This is a genomic window from Anaerolinea thermophila UNI-1 (assembly GCF_000199675.1).
Classification (GTDB): domain Bacteria; phylum Chloroflexota; class Anaerolineae; order Anaerolineales; family Anaerolineaceae; genus Anaerolinea; species Anaerolinea thermophila.
On the sequence record NC_014960.1, the window covers coordinates 2,317,045 to 2,335,060 of the forward strand.

The window sequence follows — 18,016 nt, forward strand, 5'->3', positions numbered from 1 at the left end:
TCTCAGGTATCTGAGGGTTTAAGAAATCATTAGAGGAGTTTGTATGCCATCTCAGGAAAAAGTCCGGGTGTTGATTGTTGATGACATCTCTGAAACACGGGAAAACATCCGCCGTATGCTTCAGTTCGATGCCAATATCGAGGTAATTGGGACCGCTCGTACCGGTCGAGAAGCCATCGAACAAGCCCAACAACTGAAGCCGGATGTAATCGTGATGGATATCAACATGCCGGATATGGACGGGATTACTGCAACCCAGGAAATCAAGCGAAAGATCCCCTTCATTCAGGTTGTAATCCTATCGGTGCAGGGCGATCAATCTTACATGCGCCGGGCAATGCTGGCAGGAGCACGTGATTTTCTCACCAAGCCTCCGATGATTGACGAATTAACCGATGCTATTCGTCGTGCAGGAGTCTTAGCCCATGAGGAACGCAAGAAAGTCACCCCTGGCTTCCCGGTGGCTCCCGTAGAACCCGGCTTAAGCACGCCCATGCCCGCATTATTACCCCGGGGTAAAGTGATTGTGGTCTACAGCCCCAAGGGTGGGACGGGGTGTACCACCATTGCAACCAACCTCGCCATTGCCTTGAAGGCAGATGAAGAAACCCGGGTGGCGCTCATTGATGCGAACCTGGAATTTGGGGATGTGGCAGTCTTCCTGAATGAACAGGGGAAAAACACCGTTCTTGACCTGGCACCCCGGGCAGAAGAACTGGATCCCGAAATTGTTCAGAGCGTCATGGTCAATCATCGCGCTTCAGGACTGGATATTCTGGCAGCGCCTCCCCGCCCAGAACATGCCTCGAAAATCACCGGAGAACAATTTTCCAAGATGGTGGAGTACCTGAAGAGCCTGTACGCTTACATCGTCATTGATACAGCCAGTTCGCTCACCGAAGTGGTTCAGGCAGCGCTGGATATTGCCAACGTAATTGTACTGGTGACCACACAGGATATCCCTTCGATTAAGAATTGTAACCTGTTCCTTGGACTGGCGGATGCCGTAGGGATGAAGCGTGACCGTATCCTGTTTATCATGAATCGTTATGACAAGCGAATCAACATCACCCCGGAACGAGTGGGAGAAAGTTTAAGACAGCCTGTAGCCACCGCCATTCCTTATGATGATCGGTTTATCCCAGCCTCCGTTAATCGGGGGATTCCCTTCATGCTGGATAACAAAGCCCAAGCCATCGCAAAATCCATCCAGTCTTTGGGCGACCTGGTTAAAGAAAAAATTGCCAAACTTGAAGCCGCAGAAGCAGAACTATCGGCTAAATAATGGTGGTGACTTTCAAAGGAGGGAAAGTCCATGTCAATCTTAAAGAGAATCCAGGGGAATAATCCACCCCAACAGGGAGGACAACCCCCCAGCAATGGGAGTGGGATTAACCCACCCACAGCCCCCAATATGCAAGCCACGCGGCGAATCCCTGCACCGGGTATCCCATCGGCTCAGGACACATATCAGGACTTGAAGTCCCGTGTCCAGACCAAATTGCTGGCGGGGTTAGACCCCACTGCAGATCCATCCCGTGTACCCGAAATGCGCCGCACAATTCAGGAATTGTTCGAACAAATTCTTACCGAAGAAAACATTGTCCTGTCTCGCCCTGAAAGGGCACGGATGTTCGAGCAAATTGCGGCTGAGATCCTGGGACTGGGCCCTCTGCAATCCCTGCTGGATGATGATACCATTACAGAAATTATGGTCAACGGGCCCAAGAACGTATACGTGGAACGCGGCGGTCGCATTTACCGTGCACCCGTTACGTTCGAGAACAATGAGCATGTGATGCGTATTATTGAGCGCATTGTTGCCCCGCTGGGACGTAGAATTGACGAGTCTCAGCCTTACGTGGATGCCCGCTTGATGGACGGTTCGCGCGTCAACGCAGTTATTCCCCCCATTTCACTGGTAGGTCCGGTACTGACCATCCGGAAATTTGCGCGAAAACCCATCACGGTGGAGCAATTGATTCAATTTGGCTCCATCACTCCAGAAGCCATTGAATTCCTGAAAGCCTGTGTGGTTGCAAGGCTCAACATTGTGGTTTCAGGCGGTACAGGCTCGGGCAAGACCACCCTGCTCAACATCCTTTCGGGCTTCATTCCACCCGATGAACGCATCATCACCATCGAGAACGCGGCAGAATTGCAACTGCGGCAGGAACACGTGGTCACGCTGGAGTCACGCCCGCCAAACATTGAAGGCAAAGGTGAAATCACCATTCGACAACTGGTCATCAACGCCCTGCGTATGCGTCCTGACCGGATCATTGTAGGGGAGTGCCGTGGTGACGAAGCCCTGGACATGCTCCAGGCTATGAACACCGGCCACGATGGCTCCATGACCACCGCACACTCAAACAGCCCACGCGATACTCTGGCACGTTTGGAAACCATGACCATGATGGCAGGAATGGAACTCCCCGTGCGCGCCATTCGCGAGCAGGTTTCTTCTGCTATTGACCTGATCGTCCATCAGGAACGTATGCGGGATGGATCGCGCAAAGTGGTCAATATTACGGAAGTGTCCGGAATGGAAGGCGATGTGATCACCACCACCGATTTGTTCGTCTTTGAACAAGCCGGATACGAGAATGGTAAGATTATTGGTCGTTTACGCCCCACTGGCTTGCGCCCGAAATTTATGGATAAGATTGAAGCCGCTGGCATTCACTTACCTGCCAGTATCTTTGGAATTGGCGAACGTCGCAGATTCTAAGTCCAAGGGGTAATACACGACCTCGGAAAGGATAAACCCGTATGATTGATTTCACCTTGATTTTGATCATCGGTGGCGCCGTGGCAGTCATCATGTTAATTGTGGGCATTGTGGTCTCGATTACCAGCGAGCGTTCTCTGGTCGAAGAGCGTTTGGGACGCTACATTGAGACCCCTGCCCCGGTCAAAGAACGCCAAACTCAGGCGCCAGTGACCGAATGGTTAAACAAACAGGTCGCTGGTTCATCCTTTGGCGAAAACATTGCTCGCGAACTTGCCCGTGCGGATATTAAACTCAAAGCGGGTGAGTACATTGCCCTGATGATCATTTCCGCTTTCCTGGTCGGGTTTGTTTTCTACTTCCTTGGGGATAAGAATATGCTTGTAGGTTTGGCAGGAGCAGCCATTGGCTTGTTCCTGCCACGCTTCTATGTCAAGAGCCAGCAGGCCAAACGGCTGGTTAAGTTCAATGAGCAATTGCCGGACATGCTCAACCTGATGGTCAACGGCTTACGGGCAGGTTATTCCACCATGCAGGCTATGGAAGCGGTCAGCAAGGAACTGCCTCCGCCTATCTGCGATGAGTTCCGCCGTGTGGTTCAGGAAATGCAGTTGGGTGTTCCCATGCAGCAAGCGCTGGACAACCTGTTGCGGCGCATTCCCAGCGATGACCTGGACCTGGTCGTGACTGCCATCAACGTACAGCGTGAGGTCGGTGGGAATCTGGCAGAAATTCTGGACACCATCTCTTTCACCATTCGGGAACGCGTGCGCATCAAAGGTGAGATTCGCGTCCTGACCACTCAGGTGATGTACTCGGGACGTTTCTTAGCCATGATGCCTATCTTTGTCATGGGAGTTCTGTACCTTCTGAACCGTCCATACATGATGGAATTTTTCAAGCCAGAGAACAACGCCAACCTTCCTTGTGGTTATATTGCACTGGTTTGTGCCGCGATTTTGATTATCAGCGGTTATGTCGTGATGAACAAAATTGGGGATATTGAAGTCTAACGAGGAACAGGAGAGAGCCTATGAACCTGATCACCATTATTATCGGTGTGGTAGGGCTGGTCGTCATTGGCGCTGGCGCTCTGGTTTACATTGGGCTACGCAACCCAACCAGCGCGGATGACCGTCTGCTTCAGCAACGTCTGGAAGAATTCAACCAGCGCGGAGAGCAGGTCGACCTGGAAAAAATCGAACTCTCCCTGCCCTTCAGTGAGCGGGTAATCTTCCCCATGGCAAGAAAACTGGGGGAAATTGCTGTGCGCTTCACCCCACAAAATGCCATGCAAGATATCAACCGCAAACTGGAACTGGCAGGAAACCCGGGAAAACTGGATGCTACAGTGTTCCTTGCATTGCAGTTCATTGCTGGTGGATTCTTTGGAGCAGTACTTTTCCTTGCCATGTACTTTGGACAATCCAACTGGCCCTTTGGACAAAAGTTTCTGGTCGTACTGGGTGGTACCTTGCTGGGCTTCTTTTTCCCTCAAATCTGGCTCACTTCCAAAATCTCCAGACGTCAGAAAGAAATTCGCAAATCCATGCCGGATGCGCTGGACTTGCTTACCATTTGCGTAGAGGCTGGATTGGGGTTTGATGCTGCCATGGCAAAAGTGGCTGAGAAATGGGAGTCCGAACTTTCTCTGGCATTTGCACGGGTCATCCAGGAAATCCAGTTAGGGAAAACCCGCCGTGATGCTCTGAGAGATATGGCAGAGCGGATCGGCATTCCCGAAATGACCAGTTTTGTGGCGGCTGTGATTCAGAGCGAGCAATTGGGCGTGAGCATGGCAAAAGTTCTGCGCATTCAATCTGATCAGATGCGCGTACGCCGTCGTCAAGCCGCGGAAGAGGAAGCCCACAAAGCACCGGTCAAGATGCTCATTCCAATGGCTTTGCTCATCTTCCCCTCGTTGATGATTGTGCTGATGACGCCTGCTGCATTGCGGTTAATGAACTCCGCCCTTGCCGGGATGTTTAGATAGAGGGCTGGAAAAGGAGAAGCCCATGAATTTGTCGGGTAGCAGGATGCGCCCGGCTAGTTTTCTCTACCATCTGGGTTGGACCGCAGTAGACTGGCTATTTCCTCCGTATTGTCTGGACTGCGGTACACTGGGAGAACGCTGGTGTGAAACCTGCCAGCAGAAAATCTCACTGCTTGCCCCTCCCCTATGTGAAAGATGTGGAAGACCTGTTGAACTGGCTGGCCTGTGTGTAGAATGCCAGCACGCCCCTATTTCAATGGATGCAATACGTTCATGTTATGCCTACGAAGGGATAATTCGAGAAGCCATTCACCGATTGAAATTTGAAAAAGACCTTGGACTGGCTGAGATTTTAGCAAACGCCCTGATAAAAGTCCTCTCCATGCAAGATTGGAACATTGATGTTATTACCAGTGTGCCTGTCAGCCCTGCTCGAATGAAAGAACGGGGTTATAACCAGGCAGAAATGTTAGCCTTTCCGCTTGCCCTGAACACCGGTGTTCCTTACAAAAGATCTCTGCTCAAACGGGTAAAAGATGCACCCTCTCAAGTGGGATTAAGCAAAGAAGAACGTCGTGAAAACATCCGTGAAGCGTTTGAAGGGCTCCCTCAAGCCAGCCAATATTCTTCCGTGCTCGTGGTAGATGATGTTGTCACCACCGGGTCAACCCTGCAATCCTGCGCTCTGGCACTTCGGGAGCAAGGAGTGAAGCAAGTCTATGGTCTCACCCTTGCCAGAGCGATTTCGCGCGATCCCCTGGCTCGCGCAACATCCTAAATCTTTTTTCTCAAGGAGGACCGTATGACACTCAAGGTCGAAATCTATCCCAAAAACCTGGAACTGACCACTCACATTGCTGACTACATCACCAAGAAAGCCTCCAAACTGGATCGCTATCTCAGCGATATCGAGGAAACCCGCGTGGACCTCGAGTATCAGAAATCTATGCGCAACCCAGCAGATCGCCAGGTAGCCCAAATCACCATTCGAGGGCGCGGCTACATTTTGCGGACACAAGAACGTTCGGATGATATCCTGACAGCCTTTGATACTGCCCTGGACAACCTGCAACGCAAGATGGAGCGCTTCAAAGGGAAACGGGTGCGCGGACGCGGTGATGGTACACCGGCTTCAGGCGTCAAAGAGACAGAAGCAGGGGCTATGACCATCGAAGAAGAAACTCCCCCATTAATCACCCGTCGGAAGACCTTCACCCTTGTACCAATGGATGAGATGGAAGCCCTGGAGCAAATGAAAGCCCTTGGGCATGAAAACTTCTTTGTTTTCTACAACATCAACACCAATTCTGTGAACGTCCTTTATCAACGACGGGATGGCACTTACGGGTTAATCGAAACACGGCTTGGATAAGGCTCGTTAGCCGTTTGAAACCGGACAAAAGTTTCTGGGGCGCGCTTTGCGCCCCTTTTTGTCTAACTGCCTGAGTAAGATATAATTTCTGCATGCGATCTTCACATCTCTACCTGGCAGTTTTCTTTTCGGGACTTACCACCCTTTCCGCAGAATTAGCAGCAGCGCGTTTGCTGGAAAACCATTTTGGCACCAGCAATCTGATCTACGCCACCATCATTGGGTTAATCCTCATCTACCTCACAGCAGGATATTTCTTAGGAGGGAAATGGGCAGATCGTTCCCCCTGCCCCTCCACGTTTCTAAAAATTTTATTATGGGGCGGTTTTTTTGTTGGACTGATCCCGCTGGCTTCCCGCCCGCTTCTTCAAATGTCAAGCCGGGCATTTGATGCGTACCAGATGGGTGCTCTACTCGCCGCCTTTATTGTGGTGATGATTCTATTCATTATTCCAATTACCTTACTGGGTATGGCTTCCCCCTTTGCCATTCGATTAGCCATCGAGGATCCTGCCAGCGCCGGAAAAGTTGCAGGCAAAATTTACGCCATCTCTACCCTAGGGTCTTTCATTGGCACATTCCTTCCAGGTCTGCTCTTAATCCCCGCACTGGGCACCTACCGCACATTTTTGACCATTGGTGGAATGCTGGTAATCATTACCCTTCTGCTTTTTTTACAAGTTTACGGGATTAAGAAAGCCCTTCTGTACATCTGGATGCCGGTTCTTCTGGTCATTTTAGGTATTCTTGGCGTCAGAGGTTTTGACAAACCAACCCCAGGGCTGGTATACGAAACAGAATCCTCGTATAACTATATTCAAGTGGTCGAGCAGAATGGTTACCGTTACCTGCGTTTGAACGAAGGGCAGGGAATCCATTCCATGTATCATCCCTCCGAATTGCTCTATGCGGGCCCCTGGGAACAGGTGCTGGTTGCTCCCTACCTGAACACCCCTTTCGTTGAGCCAGACTCTATCCGCAGCATGGCCATAGTAGGATTAGCCGCAGGAACCACTGCCCGTCAGGCTGTGCAAGCCTACCCCGGCATCCAGATTGATGGGTTTGAACTGGACCCAAAAATTGTGGAAGTGGGACAACGCTTTTTTGACATGCAGCAGCCCGGGCTTAGCGTCTATACCCAGGATGGTCGTTGGGGGTTAAGCCACAGCCCGCGCAAGTATCAGATTATCAGCCTGGACGCTTACCGTCCCCCTTATATCCCCTGGCACCTGACCACACAGGAATTCTTTCAAATTGTCCGGGAGCATCTCACCGAAGATGGTGTTATGGTGATGAATGTTGGACATGTGCCCGGAGACACCGCCCTGATTGAAAGCCTGTGTACCACACTTTCCACCGTGTTTCCCAGCGTCTATGTTATGGACTTGCCCCAAACTTTTAATTCGCTGATCTATGCCAGTGTGCAACCCACCACCCTAGCCAACCTGGAAACCAATTGGATTGCCCTACTGCAGAACAGAAACACATCCCCTCTGATTCTGTACCCCATGCAAGTCATGATTGAAAATATTCGCCCAGCCACCACTAATGGGGTTGTTTTTACCGATGACCATGCTCCTGTTGAATGGATAACCAATGAGATGATTATCCGCTTCTTTTTTGAAGGCGGGATGGAGGTGCTTCAATGAAATTCTGGAAAAATGCCGGGGTTCTTCTCATCGCTGTAAGCGTTCCTTTCTTCCTCATGATGACTGCTATTCGGTTGCTCTTGACCCCTCTCTATCCCGAAATTGAATATCGCATGCCCTATTTTCCACCAGACCCGTATGGGTTTACGCTGGAAGAGCGTTTGAAGTGGTCAAAAATTTCTATTGAATACCTGTTAAACGATTCGGATTTGTCCTTCCTTGCTAACCAGAAACTTGACCCTCAAACCCCGTTATACAACGAGCGGGAACTCAAACACATGCTGGATGTCAAGATTCTTGTTCAGCAGATGATTACAGTATGGAGCATCCTCGCGGGAGTGTATGTCATCTTGCTGGCATGGGCATGGCGCAGAGGGTGGATGACAGATTTACTGAGAGCCTTTTCCTGGGGTGGGAAAGGAGCCATTGCGCTCATTCTCTTAATTCTGGTCAGCGTGGTGTTAAATTTCAATGCCCTGTTCACTGCTTTTCACCAGATTTTCTTTGAGGGCAATTCCTGGTTATTCCGTTACTCCGATTCCCTGATCAGATTGTTCCCCTTGCCCTTCTGGAGAGATGCTTTTATCTGGGTTGGGGCATTCACATTCCTGGCTTCGCTCATCCTCATCTGGATAGAGAAACACACCCGAAACATTTCAAGATGAAAAAAAGAGAGGCTGTCCGTTTGGACAGCCTCTGGCTTTCCTGAAAGGCAAATTATCGAATAGCAGGCGGATTTTCCGAGTCTGCTGCCGGGTTGAACAAATGGATGTTGTCCATATTAAAGACCAGTTGCACAGTTTCGCCAATCTTAAAGCGGGTGCGCGGATCTACACGGGCAACGTAATTGTTCTTCCCACTCACCATGTAAAGGAAGATTTCATTCCCCATTAACTCAATCACATCCACCTTGCTTTCCACCGGCGCGGCGTGGATGCCCGGCGGGGCATACATGGGATTGTGAATATCTTCTGGACGGATTCCGAATATCACCTGACGATCCACGTAAGGAGCATACAGATCTCGCTTCTCTGCAGGGATTTTGACAGCGAAATCGCCCGTATCGATGATTAATTCGCCCTGTTCTTTATGCAATCGCGCAGGGAAGAAGTTCATCGCCGGAGAGCCAATGAAGCCTGCCACAAAAAGATTTGCCGGTCTGTCGTACAGATTCTGAGGAGTATCCAGTTGCTGGAGCACACCTTTATTCATCACCGCGATGCGGGTTGCCATAGTCATGGCTTCGACCTGATCGTGGGTGACGTAGATAAAGGTGGTCTGCAGGCGTTGATGGAGTTTGCTGATCTCTGCACGGGTTTGAACGCGCAATTTAGCGTCCAGGTTGGAAAGGGGCTCATCGAAGAGGAACACCTTTGGCTCCCGGACAATGGCGCGTCCCACGGCTACACGCTGGCGCTGTCCGCCTGATAACTCTCTGGGTTTGCGCTTGAGAAGCGTTTCGATGCCAAGAATTTGGGCGGCTTCTTCTACCCGGCGTTTGATTTCGTCCTTGGGGAATTTGCGCAGTTTCAACCCAAACGCCATATTGTCAAACACGGTCATATGCGGGTAGAGCGCGTAAGATTGGAAAACCATGGCAATATCGCGGTCTTTTGGCGGGATGTCATTGACTACCTGGTCGCCAATCAAGATGCGCCCGGAAGTGACTTCTTCAAGCCCTGCCAGACAGCGTAACGCCGTGGTCTTACCGCACCCGGACGGTCCAACCAGAACCAAAAACTCCCGATCTTCAACTTTGATGTTGAGATCATTCAATGCGACCACATCTCCAAACTTCTTGGTCACGTGATCAAAGGTTACACTAGCCACAAGATGTTCCTCCTTTCGGGATTCATATAGTGAGATTATTATAGAACAACTTTTGGAAAAGTGTTTGAAAAATCACGGCGAATTTTCTGGAAAAACCCCAAAAGTTGAATACAATTAGGGAACAATGAGCGAAGACGTTACCCCCATTCGACAACAATACCTGGAAATCAAGCGTAAATATCCGCATACGATTCTCTTCTTCCGGCTGGGTGATTTCTACGAAACCTTTGACCAGGATGCAGAGATTGCCTCGAAAGAACTGGACATTGTGCTAACCTCCCGTCCGGTAGCGCGTGGTGTCCGTGTGCCTATGGCTGGGATTCCTTACCATGCGGTAGAAAACTATCTGGCACGCCTGATTGAAAAGGGATACCATGTAGCAATTTGTGAGCAGGTGGGCGATCAACCCGTCAAAGGGTTGTTTCCACGAGAAGTAGTGCGGGTGGTAACCCCAGGTACGCTCATTGAACCTACCCTGCTCAAGGGAGATCGGAACAACTATCTGGTTTCAGTGGTTGTGGAAGAAACTCACGCTGGTATTGCTTATGTGGATATCAGCACTGGTGAGTACGCGGTGACAGAAATTACCGGCACAGATATTCTATCTACCCTGAGAGCAGAGTTAATCCGCCTTAATCCGGCGGAGATTTTGATTCCCGATACGCTTGACCTTTCCAATGGATTTCCAGGGCACCTCACCCGCTGGGCAAACTGGCATTTCGAACCGGGAAGATGCCATGAGGCTTTGCTGAACCATTTTCAGGTGGCATCGCTGGATGGCTTTGGGTTAAGGGGAATGTCCAGAGCCATTCGCGCGGCTGGTGCACTTTTACAGTATTTGAGCGAAACCCAACCTTCTGCACTGAACCTGTTGACCCGTTTATCCACATACTCTCTGAGCGAATTCATGGTGCTGGATGCGGCTACCCGCCGTAATCTGGAACTGACCGAAACGATTCGCAACGGACAGGTTGAGGGTAGTCTGCTCTCGGTGCTGGACTACACGGTTACCCCCATGGGAAAACGGTTACTGAGACAATGGGTCAGCAAACCTTTGCTGGATCTGAAAACCATTCAACAGCGTCAGAATGTTGTAGAAACCTTTGTACAGAATGGGTTATTACGGGCAGAACTTCGTGCCACCATGCGCAGCCTGGCAGATCTGGAGCGGTTGGTCAATCGCATCATTGCCGGACATGCCACTCCTCGCGATTTGGTAGCCCTGCGAGCCACTCTGCGCACTATGCCCCATCTTCTTCAAAACCTCTCAATAGATTATCCCGCACTCCAACCGATTGTTGCAAGCATTGCCACCTTTCCAGACATTCTCGACCTTCTGGAACGTGGGATCACAGATGATCCTCCCGCCACATTACAGAACACCGGGGTAATTCGAGCAGGGTACTCTGCTGAACTGGATCACGTTATTGAAGCCTCTCGTCATGCACGGGAATGGATTGCCAACCTGGAGAAGGTTGAGAGAGAACGTACCGGTATTAAAACCCTCAAAGTAGGGTATAATAAAGTGTTTGGTTATTACATCGAGGTCAGCCGTGGCAATGCTCACGCTGTTCCCCCCGAGTACATCCGCAAGCAAACGCTGGTCAATGGAGAACGCTTCATCACCCCGGAGATGAAAGAATACGAATCGCTGGTGTTGAATGCTGAAGAGCGCATCCGTGAACTGGAAACCAGGTTATTCCGGGAAATTTGTGAACAAATTCATCAGCAGGGAAATGCCCTGCTCCAAACGGCGCGAGGCTTGGCTGAGTTGGATGCTTTGCTTTCGCTTGCGGAAGCCGCGGCGCTTAACCAATATGTCCGCCCGGAAGTAGTAAATGAAGACGTGCTGGAAATCCACGATGGACGACATCCAGTGGTTGAACGTTACCTGAGTGGTGGAGAACGTTTCGTACCCAATGATGCGATTTTTGAGCCCGGAGAAATTGTCCGCATTATTACGGGCCCGAACATGAGCGGAAAGAGCACTTTCCTGCGCCAAACAGCATTGATTGTCTTAATGGCACAAATTGGTAGTTTTGTGCCGGCATCTTCAGCACGGATTGGCGTGGTAGATCGCATCTTTACGCGAATTGGGGCACAGGATGAAATCCATGCCGGGCAATCTACGTTCATGGTGGAAATGATTGAAATGGCAAACATTCTTCACCACGCCACACGGCGTAGTCTCTTGATCTTAGATGAAATTGGGCGTGGTACCAGTACATATGATGGGGTCTCCATCGCCTGGGCAGTGGTCGAATACATTCACAACAACCCCGATTTGCGTGCCCGTACCATCTTTGCTACCCATTACCACGAACTCACTCAACTGGCAGAAATTTTACCGGGCGTGAGAAATTACAACGTTGCCGTTACAGAAGCGGATGGCAAAGTGGTATTTTTACACAAAATTACTCCCGGAGGGGCTGATCGTTCGTACGGCATTCATGTTGCCCAACTGGCAGGCTTGCCCAAACCCCTGATTCAACGTGCTAACGAGATTCTCCGTGAACTGGAGCAATCGGCGGGCAAGGCTGTGCGGCTTGACCCCATCATGCCCCAACAAATGGCATTGTTTCCTGAAACCAATCCCCTCCTGGAAGAACTCAAAAGACTGGACGTCAACAGTCTTACGCCCATTGAAGCCATTAACAAACTGTACGAATGGAAAAAGCGTTTTGCCGATTCCCACGAGTGACAGAAAATTTTATAATGTGCATGGAGAAGCGCATCGGTTTACCTCCATCTGGGTTAACTTTTTGGACATTGACCATTGGAGACATTTCCTCATGAGCACCCAATCTAACTATCCAAATGGTTTCCCCAACAGAGAGGCTCACTTCACAAGGTTTCTTCCTGTGCAACCAATTGTCCTTCTCCCTCTGAGGTAGAATGTCGAAACTTCCGTCTTCTGTTGGGGTTAATCCTGATGAAGAAAAGAATCCATCCTCTTTGGAATCTTTGAGCGAGGATGAAGTGATTGCACTTGCCGCAAGAGGGGATACGGAGGCATTCAGTGTCCTGTATCAGCGATACGTGACACGAATTTATAACTACATCTACTATCGCACAGGCAATCCTTTTGAAGCCGAAGACCTCACTTCGCGGGTGTTTCACCGAGCCCTCAATCACATTCAACATTATGACAATCGGGGAATCCCTTTTTCGGCGTGGCTTTACCGCATTGCACATAATCTGGTTGCCAACTGGCACCGCGACAGCAATCGCCATAAAGAAGTCCCGATTGAAGATCAACCCCGACTGGTGCATCACGCTGAACCGCCCGAACATGCGGTGATGAATAACCAGGAGTTAGAAAGTTTGATGAAAGTGATACGAAAGTTACCTGCGGAACGTCAGCAGTTATTAATCCTGAAATTTGTAGAAGGACTCTCCAACGCGGAAATTGCAGTGATCATGATGCGCAGTGAAGGGGCTATCAAGAGCCTTTATCACCGCACTCTGCTGGCATTACGCGATGAAATTCAAAAACTGGAGGAGTGAAAATGTTAAGAATTGTGACCGATGGGGCAACCGATATGCCCGCATCATGGATTGAGGAATATGATATCAACGTGCTTCCTTTGCGAATCAGTGTAGGGGAGAAACTTATTACCCCGGGAAAAGGGTTCTCTTTTGAAGATTTTTACCGCTTAATCCGCGAAACTCGAATCTTTCCAAAGACCTCCCTGCCTTCTCCCGGTGAAGTGGTCAACTTCTATCGTCAGATTGCGAAACAGGGCGATACTATCCTCTCTTTGCACCTGTCCAGCAAACTCTCAGGCACATACAACACAATCAAAATGGCTGCCGAGGAGTTGAAAAATGAGTTTCAGATTCACGTCTTCGACTCCAATGCAGGGTCTGCGGCGGTGGGATTCATGTGTCGCGAAGCCAGATTAATGGCACAAGCAGGATTGCCTTTGCAAACCATCCTGGAGCGTATGGATCGCATTCGCAATAACCTCACAGTCATCTTTACCCTGGACAGTCTGGAATTTGCCAAACTCAGTGGACGAATTAATGCCCTCCAAAGTGCCCTTGCCTCTCTGCTCAATGTAAAGCCAGTGATTATCCTGAAAGAAGGGCTGCTGGAAATGGCAGAGAAGGTGCGAACCCGTCATCGGGCACTGGATTACATTATCAATGTGGTTAAAAACCGAATGGGAAGCATGCCCATTAACATCGCGATTGTCCACGCTGCAGATTTACCCACGGCTCAACAACTGAAAGAGCGCATCACGCAAATGTTGAATGTGAAGGAAGCCATCATCACGGATTTGTCCATTCCGGTTGCCTCTCATCTTGGTCCCGGAACGGTGGGAATTGTTGCTTATCCTGCAAATGAGGAGTGATTCATGATAGCCTCCACCCCTGAAGAAGCCCTGATGGATATCGAACAAATCCTGCAAAGCACCTTGCGCCCCATTCAACCCGATCCGGGGTTCGTGGGAAAACTCAATCAACGCCTGACCACTCCCACGAATGTCGTGCTCGAACAGCCACCTTCTCGATGGCGGGGAGTCTTGCTGGTTAGTATTGGGCTATTTGCCGGTTTGGTGCTGTTGACAATCTTCCAGCGAGGCAGGAGCTGAAAATCAGACACCTTCTGAGTCAACACCCAATTTGCGCTTTAACTCGGTTGATCTGGGCTCGACAAGGATACTGCCATCGGGAAAAACAATGGTAGGCACACTGCGAAAGCCGTTGTTTACCGATTCCACAAACTTTCGTCCTTCCATGTCTTCATCAATATCCACCCAGCGATAGGGAATGTGATAGTCGTCAAAAATGCGCCTTGCCCTGCGACTATCTCCACACCATGAAGTTCCATAAATGATGATTTCATCTGCCATATTCGTTATTCCCTTTTGAAACCAGCAATTTTTCCAGAGCCTCGCACAAGAATTGTGCTTCCTGAATGACATCGGCTTCAACAGGCAGGGAAAACTCTTCGTTTACTCGCATGGTGAGAATTTGTACCGAATGTTGCATCTCTTGGGATAAAGACTGTCTGACAAGCAAATTCAAAGCATCCCATGCGTTTAAGGCTGGTGTTCCCATCCCCTGTTGAAGCAGGTATTCTTTAGCCGCTACCCCCGCCGCCCGGCGTGCACACACCCGTGCACGACCTTCATTCCCTTGCCGGCGAGCAGTGAATGCCATTTCAAATTCCTGAGCAATGCGTTGACGCGTTTCAGTAGAAAATCCACCCATTAAATTCATTATAATACAGGAATGGAGGCTGTTCAGGTTGTACGTTCCCGTCGTAAAACCATTGCCATCGAAATCCATCCCGATGGGCGGGTGATCTTACGTCTGCCATTAAGATATCCCAAAACAAAAATTCCAGAAATTTTGGAGCAATACCGAGATTGGATTACAGAAAAAGTCCGGAAATTTCAGGAGCAACAGCGCCAAATTCCGGAGCACAAATTTGTTGAAGGCGAAACTTTTCTGTATCTGGGAAAAGAATATCCTCTCCACATCTTAGAGCATGCTTCTCGGGCACTTGAATGGAACGAAGCAGGATTCTGGATGCTAAAAACCGATTCTCATCATGCCAGGAAGTTATTTTTAGCCTGGTATCAGGAAAAAGCCCTGGCTTATTTCACTGCCAGAGCCAAACACTTCGATAAAAAGTTCACCGATAAACCGTATCAAATTAAATTAAGCAATGCCCGCACTCGCTGGGGAACTTGCAGTACCAGGGGCATCCTCCGCCTGTCCTGGCGTATCATCATGGCGCCGCCCGAAATCGTTGATAACGTCATTGTTCATGAACTTGCCCATTTCCTGCACCAGAATCATTCTCGAGCCTTCTGGGAAGCCGTCGCAGCAGAATGTCCGAATTACAAACAAGCCCGCGCGTGGTTAAGAAACTTTGGACATCTGCTGGCCATTTGACACATCCTGTTAAGTTTTAGAGTAAGATAAAGATGTGGAATTGAAACCTGGAAAGATTGCCTTAATTGGCTCGGGCGAAACCAGTGCCAGCGGGGGAAAAACCTTTGAGACCGTTTTGCGAACCTTGAGGGCTTCCCCCAAAATTGCTGTTCTTGAAACACCCGCCGGCTTTGAACTCAACTCGCCTCAGGTTGCCGGGAAGGTGGGAGAATATCTGGCTAAAAGATTGCAAAATTTCCACCCGCAAATCGAGGTCATTCCTGCCCGAAAGCGAGGTACCGAATTCAGCCCGGATAATCCTGTTATCCTTCGCCCGTTCTTTGATGCTGATCTAATTTTTTTCGGTCCTGGTAGTCCCACTTACACTGTGCGACAACTTGAAAACAGCCTGGCATGGGAATGGATTTGGGCAAGGCACCTCTTAGGAGCCGCGCTGGTGGTTGCCAGCGCGGCAACCATTGCCCTGGGATCTCTGGCATTGCCTGTGTATGAAATTTTCAAAGTCGGAGAAGATCCCCACTGGAAACCCGGATTGCATTTTTTTGAGCCATATGGCTTGAATCTCGTAATTATCCCCCACTGGAACAACAACCAGGGAGGAGACGAGGTAGATACCAGTCATTGTTTTATTGGGAAACCACGCTTTGACCTTCTGATGGAACATCTTCCCCCGCATGCGCGAGTCATCGGTATCGATGAACATACCAGCCTGATCATGGATTTTCAGAGCAGAGAAGCCACCGTGCAAGGCCGAAGTAATGTTCATGTGTTGGGGGCTCATGAGGAATATACCTTTGAAAACGGAGAAAAATTTTCTCTGGAAATTCTCGGGAATCTCCAGATTCCATCTTCCATCGAAACAATTCTTTCCCCAACCATATGGACGCAAGCCCTAGCCTTTCAGAATACTGTCACATCCCCTGAGAATGCTCCCTCGACAATTCCTCGCGAAATCACAACACTGGTTGAGGAACGAGAAAAAGCCCGTTTGGCTAGAAACTGGGAAAAAGCCGACTCTTTGAGAAAACAAATTCTGGAAATGGGATACGTAATCAGAGATACTCCACATGGTCCTGAAATCCTGCCAGCATAAGAAAAGCAGTGGCAAGCCACTGCTTTTCTTATGTTCTTAATTGAACAATCGGCTTTACCAGCCCTGTTGACGCACAAAATTCGAAATTACCGGGATATCAAAGGTTTCTCCACGATTGGCTTTAATGCCCAGATAGATATTGAGAATAACGGTGAGAACACTGGTTACACAGCCAATCACAACAAAACTCAACAACACATTGACTACCCACTCTACAATCCCCAGAATCAATGCCTGCATGTTATGACGCTTGATGAATGGACGATTTTTCTTATCTTCCAGTAGCAAAATGACAATTGGAATAATTGGAGTGAAAATGTATGCCAGCAAAGTCCATAGTTTATCATCGCTGGTGACATCCATCACTGGCTCAAACTGTTCGCTCATATGTTCCTCCCAAGATTCTTGAAATGTGAACTAAACTTTTTTCATTGTACAATCTTTCCTAAAAATTACAAACATTTCAGACAACCAATTTTTCCAGATGTCTTTTTATCGTTGTGATACAATTTGCAAACGATGCTACCAAAAGTCGTTTTCATGGGATCGCCAGAATTTGCTCTGCCAACCTTGAAAGCATTGGCAGAACACTACCCCGTAGTCGGTGTAGTAACTCAACCGGATCGTCCTGCAGGGCGTGGAAATATGCTCACCCCACCGCCTGTGAAAGTGCTTGCCCAGCAATTAGGGATAGAGGTCTTTCAACCCGAAAAATTGCGTAACCCCGAAGCCATGGAAAAATTGAGAACGTGGAGTCCGGACTTGATTGTGGTGGCGGCGTTTGGGCAAATCCTGCGCCAGGCAGTTTTGGACCTGCCCCAATTTGGGTGCATTAACGTACATGCCTCGTTGCTACCTCGATGGCGCGGGGCTTCTCCCATTCAGGCGGCGATTTTGCATGGTGATATCGTCACCGGCGTTACCATTATGAAAATGGATGCCGGCATAGACACCGGGCCGATCCTGGCACAGAGAGAAGTAGCCATCCAACCTGATGATACAGCCGGAAGCCTTTCTGACCGCCTGGCTGAGGAAGGCGCCAACCTGCTGATTGAGGTGTTACCAGAGTATCTGACAGGACGTCTTCACCCCAAACCCCAACCCGAAGAAGGGGCAACCTACGCCAAAATGCTCACCAAGGAAGAGGGGCATCTGAACTTTGAGGAAAGCGTCCATCAACTGGTGAATCGGGTGAGAGCCTATCATCCCTGGCCCAGCGCATACACCTTCTGGAATGGACAAATGCTGAAAATCCACCGCGCCCAAGCCGTACAGGATTCACAAGCCACTTTAGGAAAACGCAAGGTCATAGAAGGTTATCCTGCGATTGGCGCATCTGATGGATGGCTGGTGCTTTTAGAAGTTCAGCCTGCGGGAAAACGCGCTATGGATGGGAAAGATTTTCTGCGCGGAGCACGTTCCTGGAGCGAAGAATAAG

The 18,016-nt window shown here is 49.6% G+C and carries 19 protein-coding genes; 15 read left to right on the forward strand and 4 right to left on the reverse strand.

All coding sequences use genetic code 11. From position 1 onward, the window contains the following. The first annotated feature begins 43 nt into the window (after positions 1-43). From ANT_RS10320 to ANT_RS10355, 8 genes are all read left to right on the forward strand, one after another. On the forward strand, positions 44-1,285 hold the full coding sequence (locus tag ANT_RS10320) for a CpaE/TadZ family protein (RefSeq protein ID WP_013560460.1): 1,242 nt from the start codon (positions 44-46) through the stop codon (positions 1,283-1,285). A 30-nt stretch (positions 1,286-1,315) separates the two neighbouring features. After that, positions 1,316-2,731 carry a TadA family conjugal transfer-associated ATPase gene (locus tag ANT_RS10325; protein ID WP_013560461.1) on the forward strand — a complete coding sequence of 472 codons (1,416 nt, stop codon included), beginning with the start codon at positions 1,316-1,318 and terminating at the stop codon, positions 2,729-2,731. A gap of 41 nt (positions 2,732-2,772) precedes the next feature. Then, positions 2,773-3,744 (forward strand): type II secretion system F family protein, encoded by a 972-nt coding sequence (locus ANT_RS10330; RefSeq protein WP_013560462.1) that lies wholly within the window; start codon positions 2,773-2,775, stop codon positions 3,742-3,744. 20 nt (positions 3,745-3,764) lie between these two features. Then, on the forward strand, positions 3,765-4,724 hold the full coding sequence (locus ANT_RS10335) for a type II secretion system F family protein (RefSeq protein ID WP_013560463.1): 960 nt from the start codon (positions 3,765-3,767) through the stop codon (positions 4,722-4,724). A gap of 22 nt (positions 4,725-4,746) precedes the next feature. Further along, positions 4,747-5,502: a ComFC family protein gene (locus tag ANT_RS17090; RefSeq protein WP_081460240.1), complete on the forward strand. Its 756-nt coding sequence runs from the start codon at positions 4,747-4,749 to the stop codon at positions 5,500-5,502. Between the two features lie 24 nt (positions 5,503-5,526). Further along, positions 5,527-6,096, forward strand: a complete 570-nt coding sequence (hpf, locus tag ANT_RS10345; RefSeq protein WP_013560465.1) for a ribosome hibernation-promoting factor, HPF/YfiA family — start codon at positions 5,527-5,529, stop codon at positions 6,094-6,096. 92 nt (positions 6,097-6,188) lie between these two features. Then, a complete protein-coding gene (locus ANT_RS10350) occupies positions 6,189-7,745 on the forward strand; it encodes a spermidine synthase (RefSeq protein ID WP_013560466.1) in 1,557 nt (518 codons plus the stop codon). After that, a complete protein-coding gene (locus ANT_RS10355; RefSeq protein ID WP_013560467.1) occupies positions 7,742-8,410 on the forward strand; it encodes a TIGR01906 family membrane protein in 669 nt (222 codons plus the stop codon). Before ANT_RS10350 ends, ANT_RS10355 begins: the two co-directional genes overlap by 4 nt. A 52-nt stretch (positions 8,411-8,462) precedes the next feature. On the opposite strand, the gene ANT_RS10360 is transcribed toward ANT_RS10355, so the two are convergent. Continuing rightward, positions 8,463-9,575, reverse strand: coding sequence for an ABC transporter ATP-binding protein (locus ANT_RS10360; protein ID WP_013560468.1), 1,113 nt, complete (start codon positions 9,573-9,575; stop codon positions 8,463-8,465). 124 nt (positions 9,576-9,699) lie between these two features. Here ANT_RS10360 and mutS point away from each other — a divergent pair, with 124 nt between their 5' ends. The 4 genes from mutS to ANT_RS10380 all read left to right on the forward strand — a co-directional run bounded on the left by mutS (position 9,700) and on the right by ANT_RS10380 (position 14,173). Next, entirely contained in the window at positions 9,700-12,276 is a 2,577-nt protein-coding gene (gene mutS / locus ANT_RS10365) for a DNA mismatch repair protein MutS (RefSeq protein ID WP_013560469.1), read from the forward strand. Positions 12,277-12,470: 194 nt separating this feature from the next. Next, on the forward strand, positions 12,471-13,082 hold the full coding sequence (locus ANT_RS10370) for an RNA polymerase sigma factor (protein WP_013560470.1): 612 nt from the start codon (positions 12,471-12,473) through the stop codon (positions 13,080-13,082). A 2-nt stretch (positions 13,083-13,084) separates the two neighbouring features. Beyond that, positions 13,085-13,933: a DegV family protein gene (locus tag ANT_RS10375; RefSeq protein WP_041454928.1), complete on the forward strand. Its 849-nt coding sequence runs from the start codon at positions 13,085-13,087 to the stop codon at positions 13,931-13,933. Positions 13,934-13,936: 3 nt separating this feature from the next. Further along, complete coding sequence (locus ANT_RS10380; protein WP_013560472.1) at positions 13,937-14,173, forward strand: hypothetical protein; 237 nt, start codon at positions 13,937-13,939, stop codon at positions 14,171-14,173. 3 nt (positions 14,174-14,176) lie between these two features. Here ANT_RS10380 and ANT_RS10385 read toward each other — a convergent pair whose 3' ends face one another. Together ANT_RS10385 and ANT_RS10390 are read right to left on the reverse strand one after the other, a co-directional pair. Then, a complete protein-coding gene (locus ANT_RS10385) occupies positions 14,177-14,434 on the reverse strand; it encodes a glutaredoxin domain-containing protein (RefSeq protein ID WP_013560473.1) in 258 nt (85 codons plus the stop codon). Continuing rightward, on the reverse strand, positions 14,424-14,744 hold the full coding sequence (locus tag ANT_RS10390; protein WP_172634615.1) for a hypothetical protein: 321 nt from the start codon (positions 14,742-14,744) through the stop codon (positions 14,424-14,426). Before ANT_RS10390 ends, ANT_RS10385 begins: the two co-directional genes overlap by 11 nt. Positions 14,745-14,816: 72 nt before the next feature. Here ANT_RS10390 and ANT_RS10395 point away from each other — a divergent pair, with 72 nt between their 5' ends. Together ANT_RS10395 and ANT_RS10400 are read left to right on the forward strand one after the other, a co-directional pair. Beyond that, positions 14,817-15,485 (forward strand): M48 family metallopeptidase, encoded by a 669-nt coding sequence (locus ANT_RS10395; protein ID WP_013560475.1) that lies wholly within the window; start codon positions 14,817-14,819, stop codon positions 15,483-15,485. A gap of 34 nt (positions 15,486-15,519) precedes the next feature. Next, positions 15,520-16,578, forward strand: coding sequence for a CysS/YqeB C-terminal domain-containing protein (locus tag ANT_RS10400; protein WP_013560476.1), 1,059 nt, complete (start codon positions 15,520-15,522; stop codon positions 16,576-16,578). A gap of 54 nt (positions 16,579-16,632) precedes the next feature. On the opposite strand, the gene ANT_RS10405 is transcribed toward ANT_RS10400, so the two are convergent. Continuing rightward, positions 16,633-16,965 carry a DUF4870 domain-containing protein gene (locus ANT_RS10405; RefSeq protein WP_013560477.1) on the reverse strand — a complete coding sequence of 111 codons (333 nt, stop codon included), beginning with the start codon at positions 16,963-16,965 and terminating at the stop codon, positions 16,633-16,635. A gap of 153 nt (positions 16,966-17,118) precedes the next feature. Between ANT_RS10405 and fmt the strand changes: the two genes are divergently transcribed. Then, positions 17,119-18,015: a methionyl-tRNA formyltransferase gene (gene fmt / locus ANT_RS10410; protein ID WP_197534061.1), complete on the forward strand. Its 897-nt coding sequence runs from the start codon at positions 17,119-17,121 to the stop codon at positions 18,013-18,015. Position 18,016 lies beyond the last annotated feature (1 nt).

Coding starts and splice junctions, on each gene's coding strand:
- ANT_RS10320 (WP_013560460.1), top strand. CDS start 44: ATGCCATCTCAGGAAAAAGTCCGGGTGTTGATTGTTGATGACATCTCT.
- ANT_RS10325 (WP_013560461.1), top strand. CDS start 1,316: ATGTCAATCTTAAAGAGAATCCAGGGGAATAATCCACCCCAACAGGGA.
- ANT_RS10330 (WP_013560462.1), top strand. CDS start 2,773: ATGATTGATTTCACCTTGATTTTGATCATCGGTGGCGCCGTGGCAGTC.
- ANT_RS10335 (WP_013560463.1), top strand. CDS start 3,765: ATGAACCTGATCACCATTATTATCGGTGTGGTAGGGCTGGTCGTCATT.
- ANT_RS17090 (WP_081460240.1), top strand. CDS start 4,747: ATGAATTTGTCGGGTAGCAGGATGCGCCCGGCTAGTTTTCTCTACCAT.
- hpf (WP_013560465.1), top strand. CDS start 5,527: ATGACACTCAAGGTCGAAATCTATCCCAAAAACCTGGAACTGACCACT.
- ANT_RS10350 (WP_013560466.1), top strand. CDS start 6,189: ATGCGATCTTCACATCTCTACCTGGCAGTTTTCTTTTCGGGACTTACC.
- ANT_RS10355 (WP_013560467.1), top strand. CDS start 7,742: ATGAAATTCTGGAAAAATGCCGGGGTTCTTCTCATCGCTGTAAGCGTT.
- mutS (WP_013560469.1), top strand. CDS start 9,700: ATGAGCGAAGACGTTACCCCCATTCGACAACAATACCTGGAAATCAAG.
- ANT_RS10370 (WP_013560470.1), top strand. CDS start 12,471: ATGTCGAAACTTCCGTCTTCTGTTGGGGTTAATCCTGATGAAGAAAAG.
- ANT_RS10375 (WP_041454928.1), top strand. CDS start 13,085: ATGTTAAGAATTGTGACCGATGGGGCAACCGATATGCCCGCATCATGG.
- ANT_RS10380 (WP_013560472.1), top strand. CDS start 13,937: ATGATAGCCTCCACCCCTGAAGAAGCCCTGATGGATATCGAACAAATC.
- ANT_RS10385 (WP_013560473.1), bottom strand. CDS start 14,434: ATGGCAGATGAAATCATCATTTATGGAACTTCATGGTGTGGAGATAGT.
- ANT_RS10390 (WP_172634615.1), bottom strand. CDS start 14,744: ATGGCATTCACTGCTCGCCGGCAAGGGAATGAAGGTCGTGCACGGGTG.
- ANT_RS10395 (WP_013560475.1), top strand. CDS start 14,817: ATGGAGGCTGTTCAGGTTGTACGTTCCCGTCGTAAAACCATTGCCATC.
- ANT_RS10405 (WP_013560477.1), bottom strand. CDS start 16,965: ATGAGCGAACAGTTTGAGCCAGTGATGGATGTCACCAGCGATGATAAA.
- fmt (WP_197534061.1), top strand. CDS start 17,119: ATGGGATCGCCAGAATTTGCTCTGCCAACCTTGAAAGCATTGGCAGAA.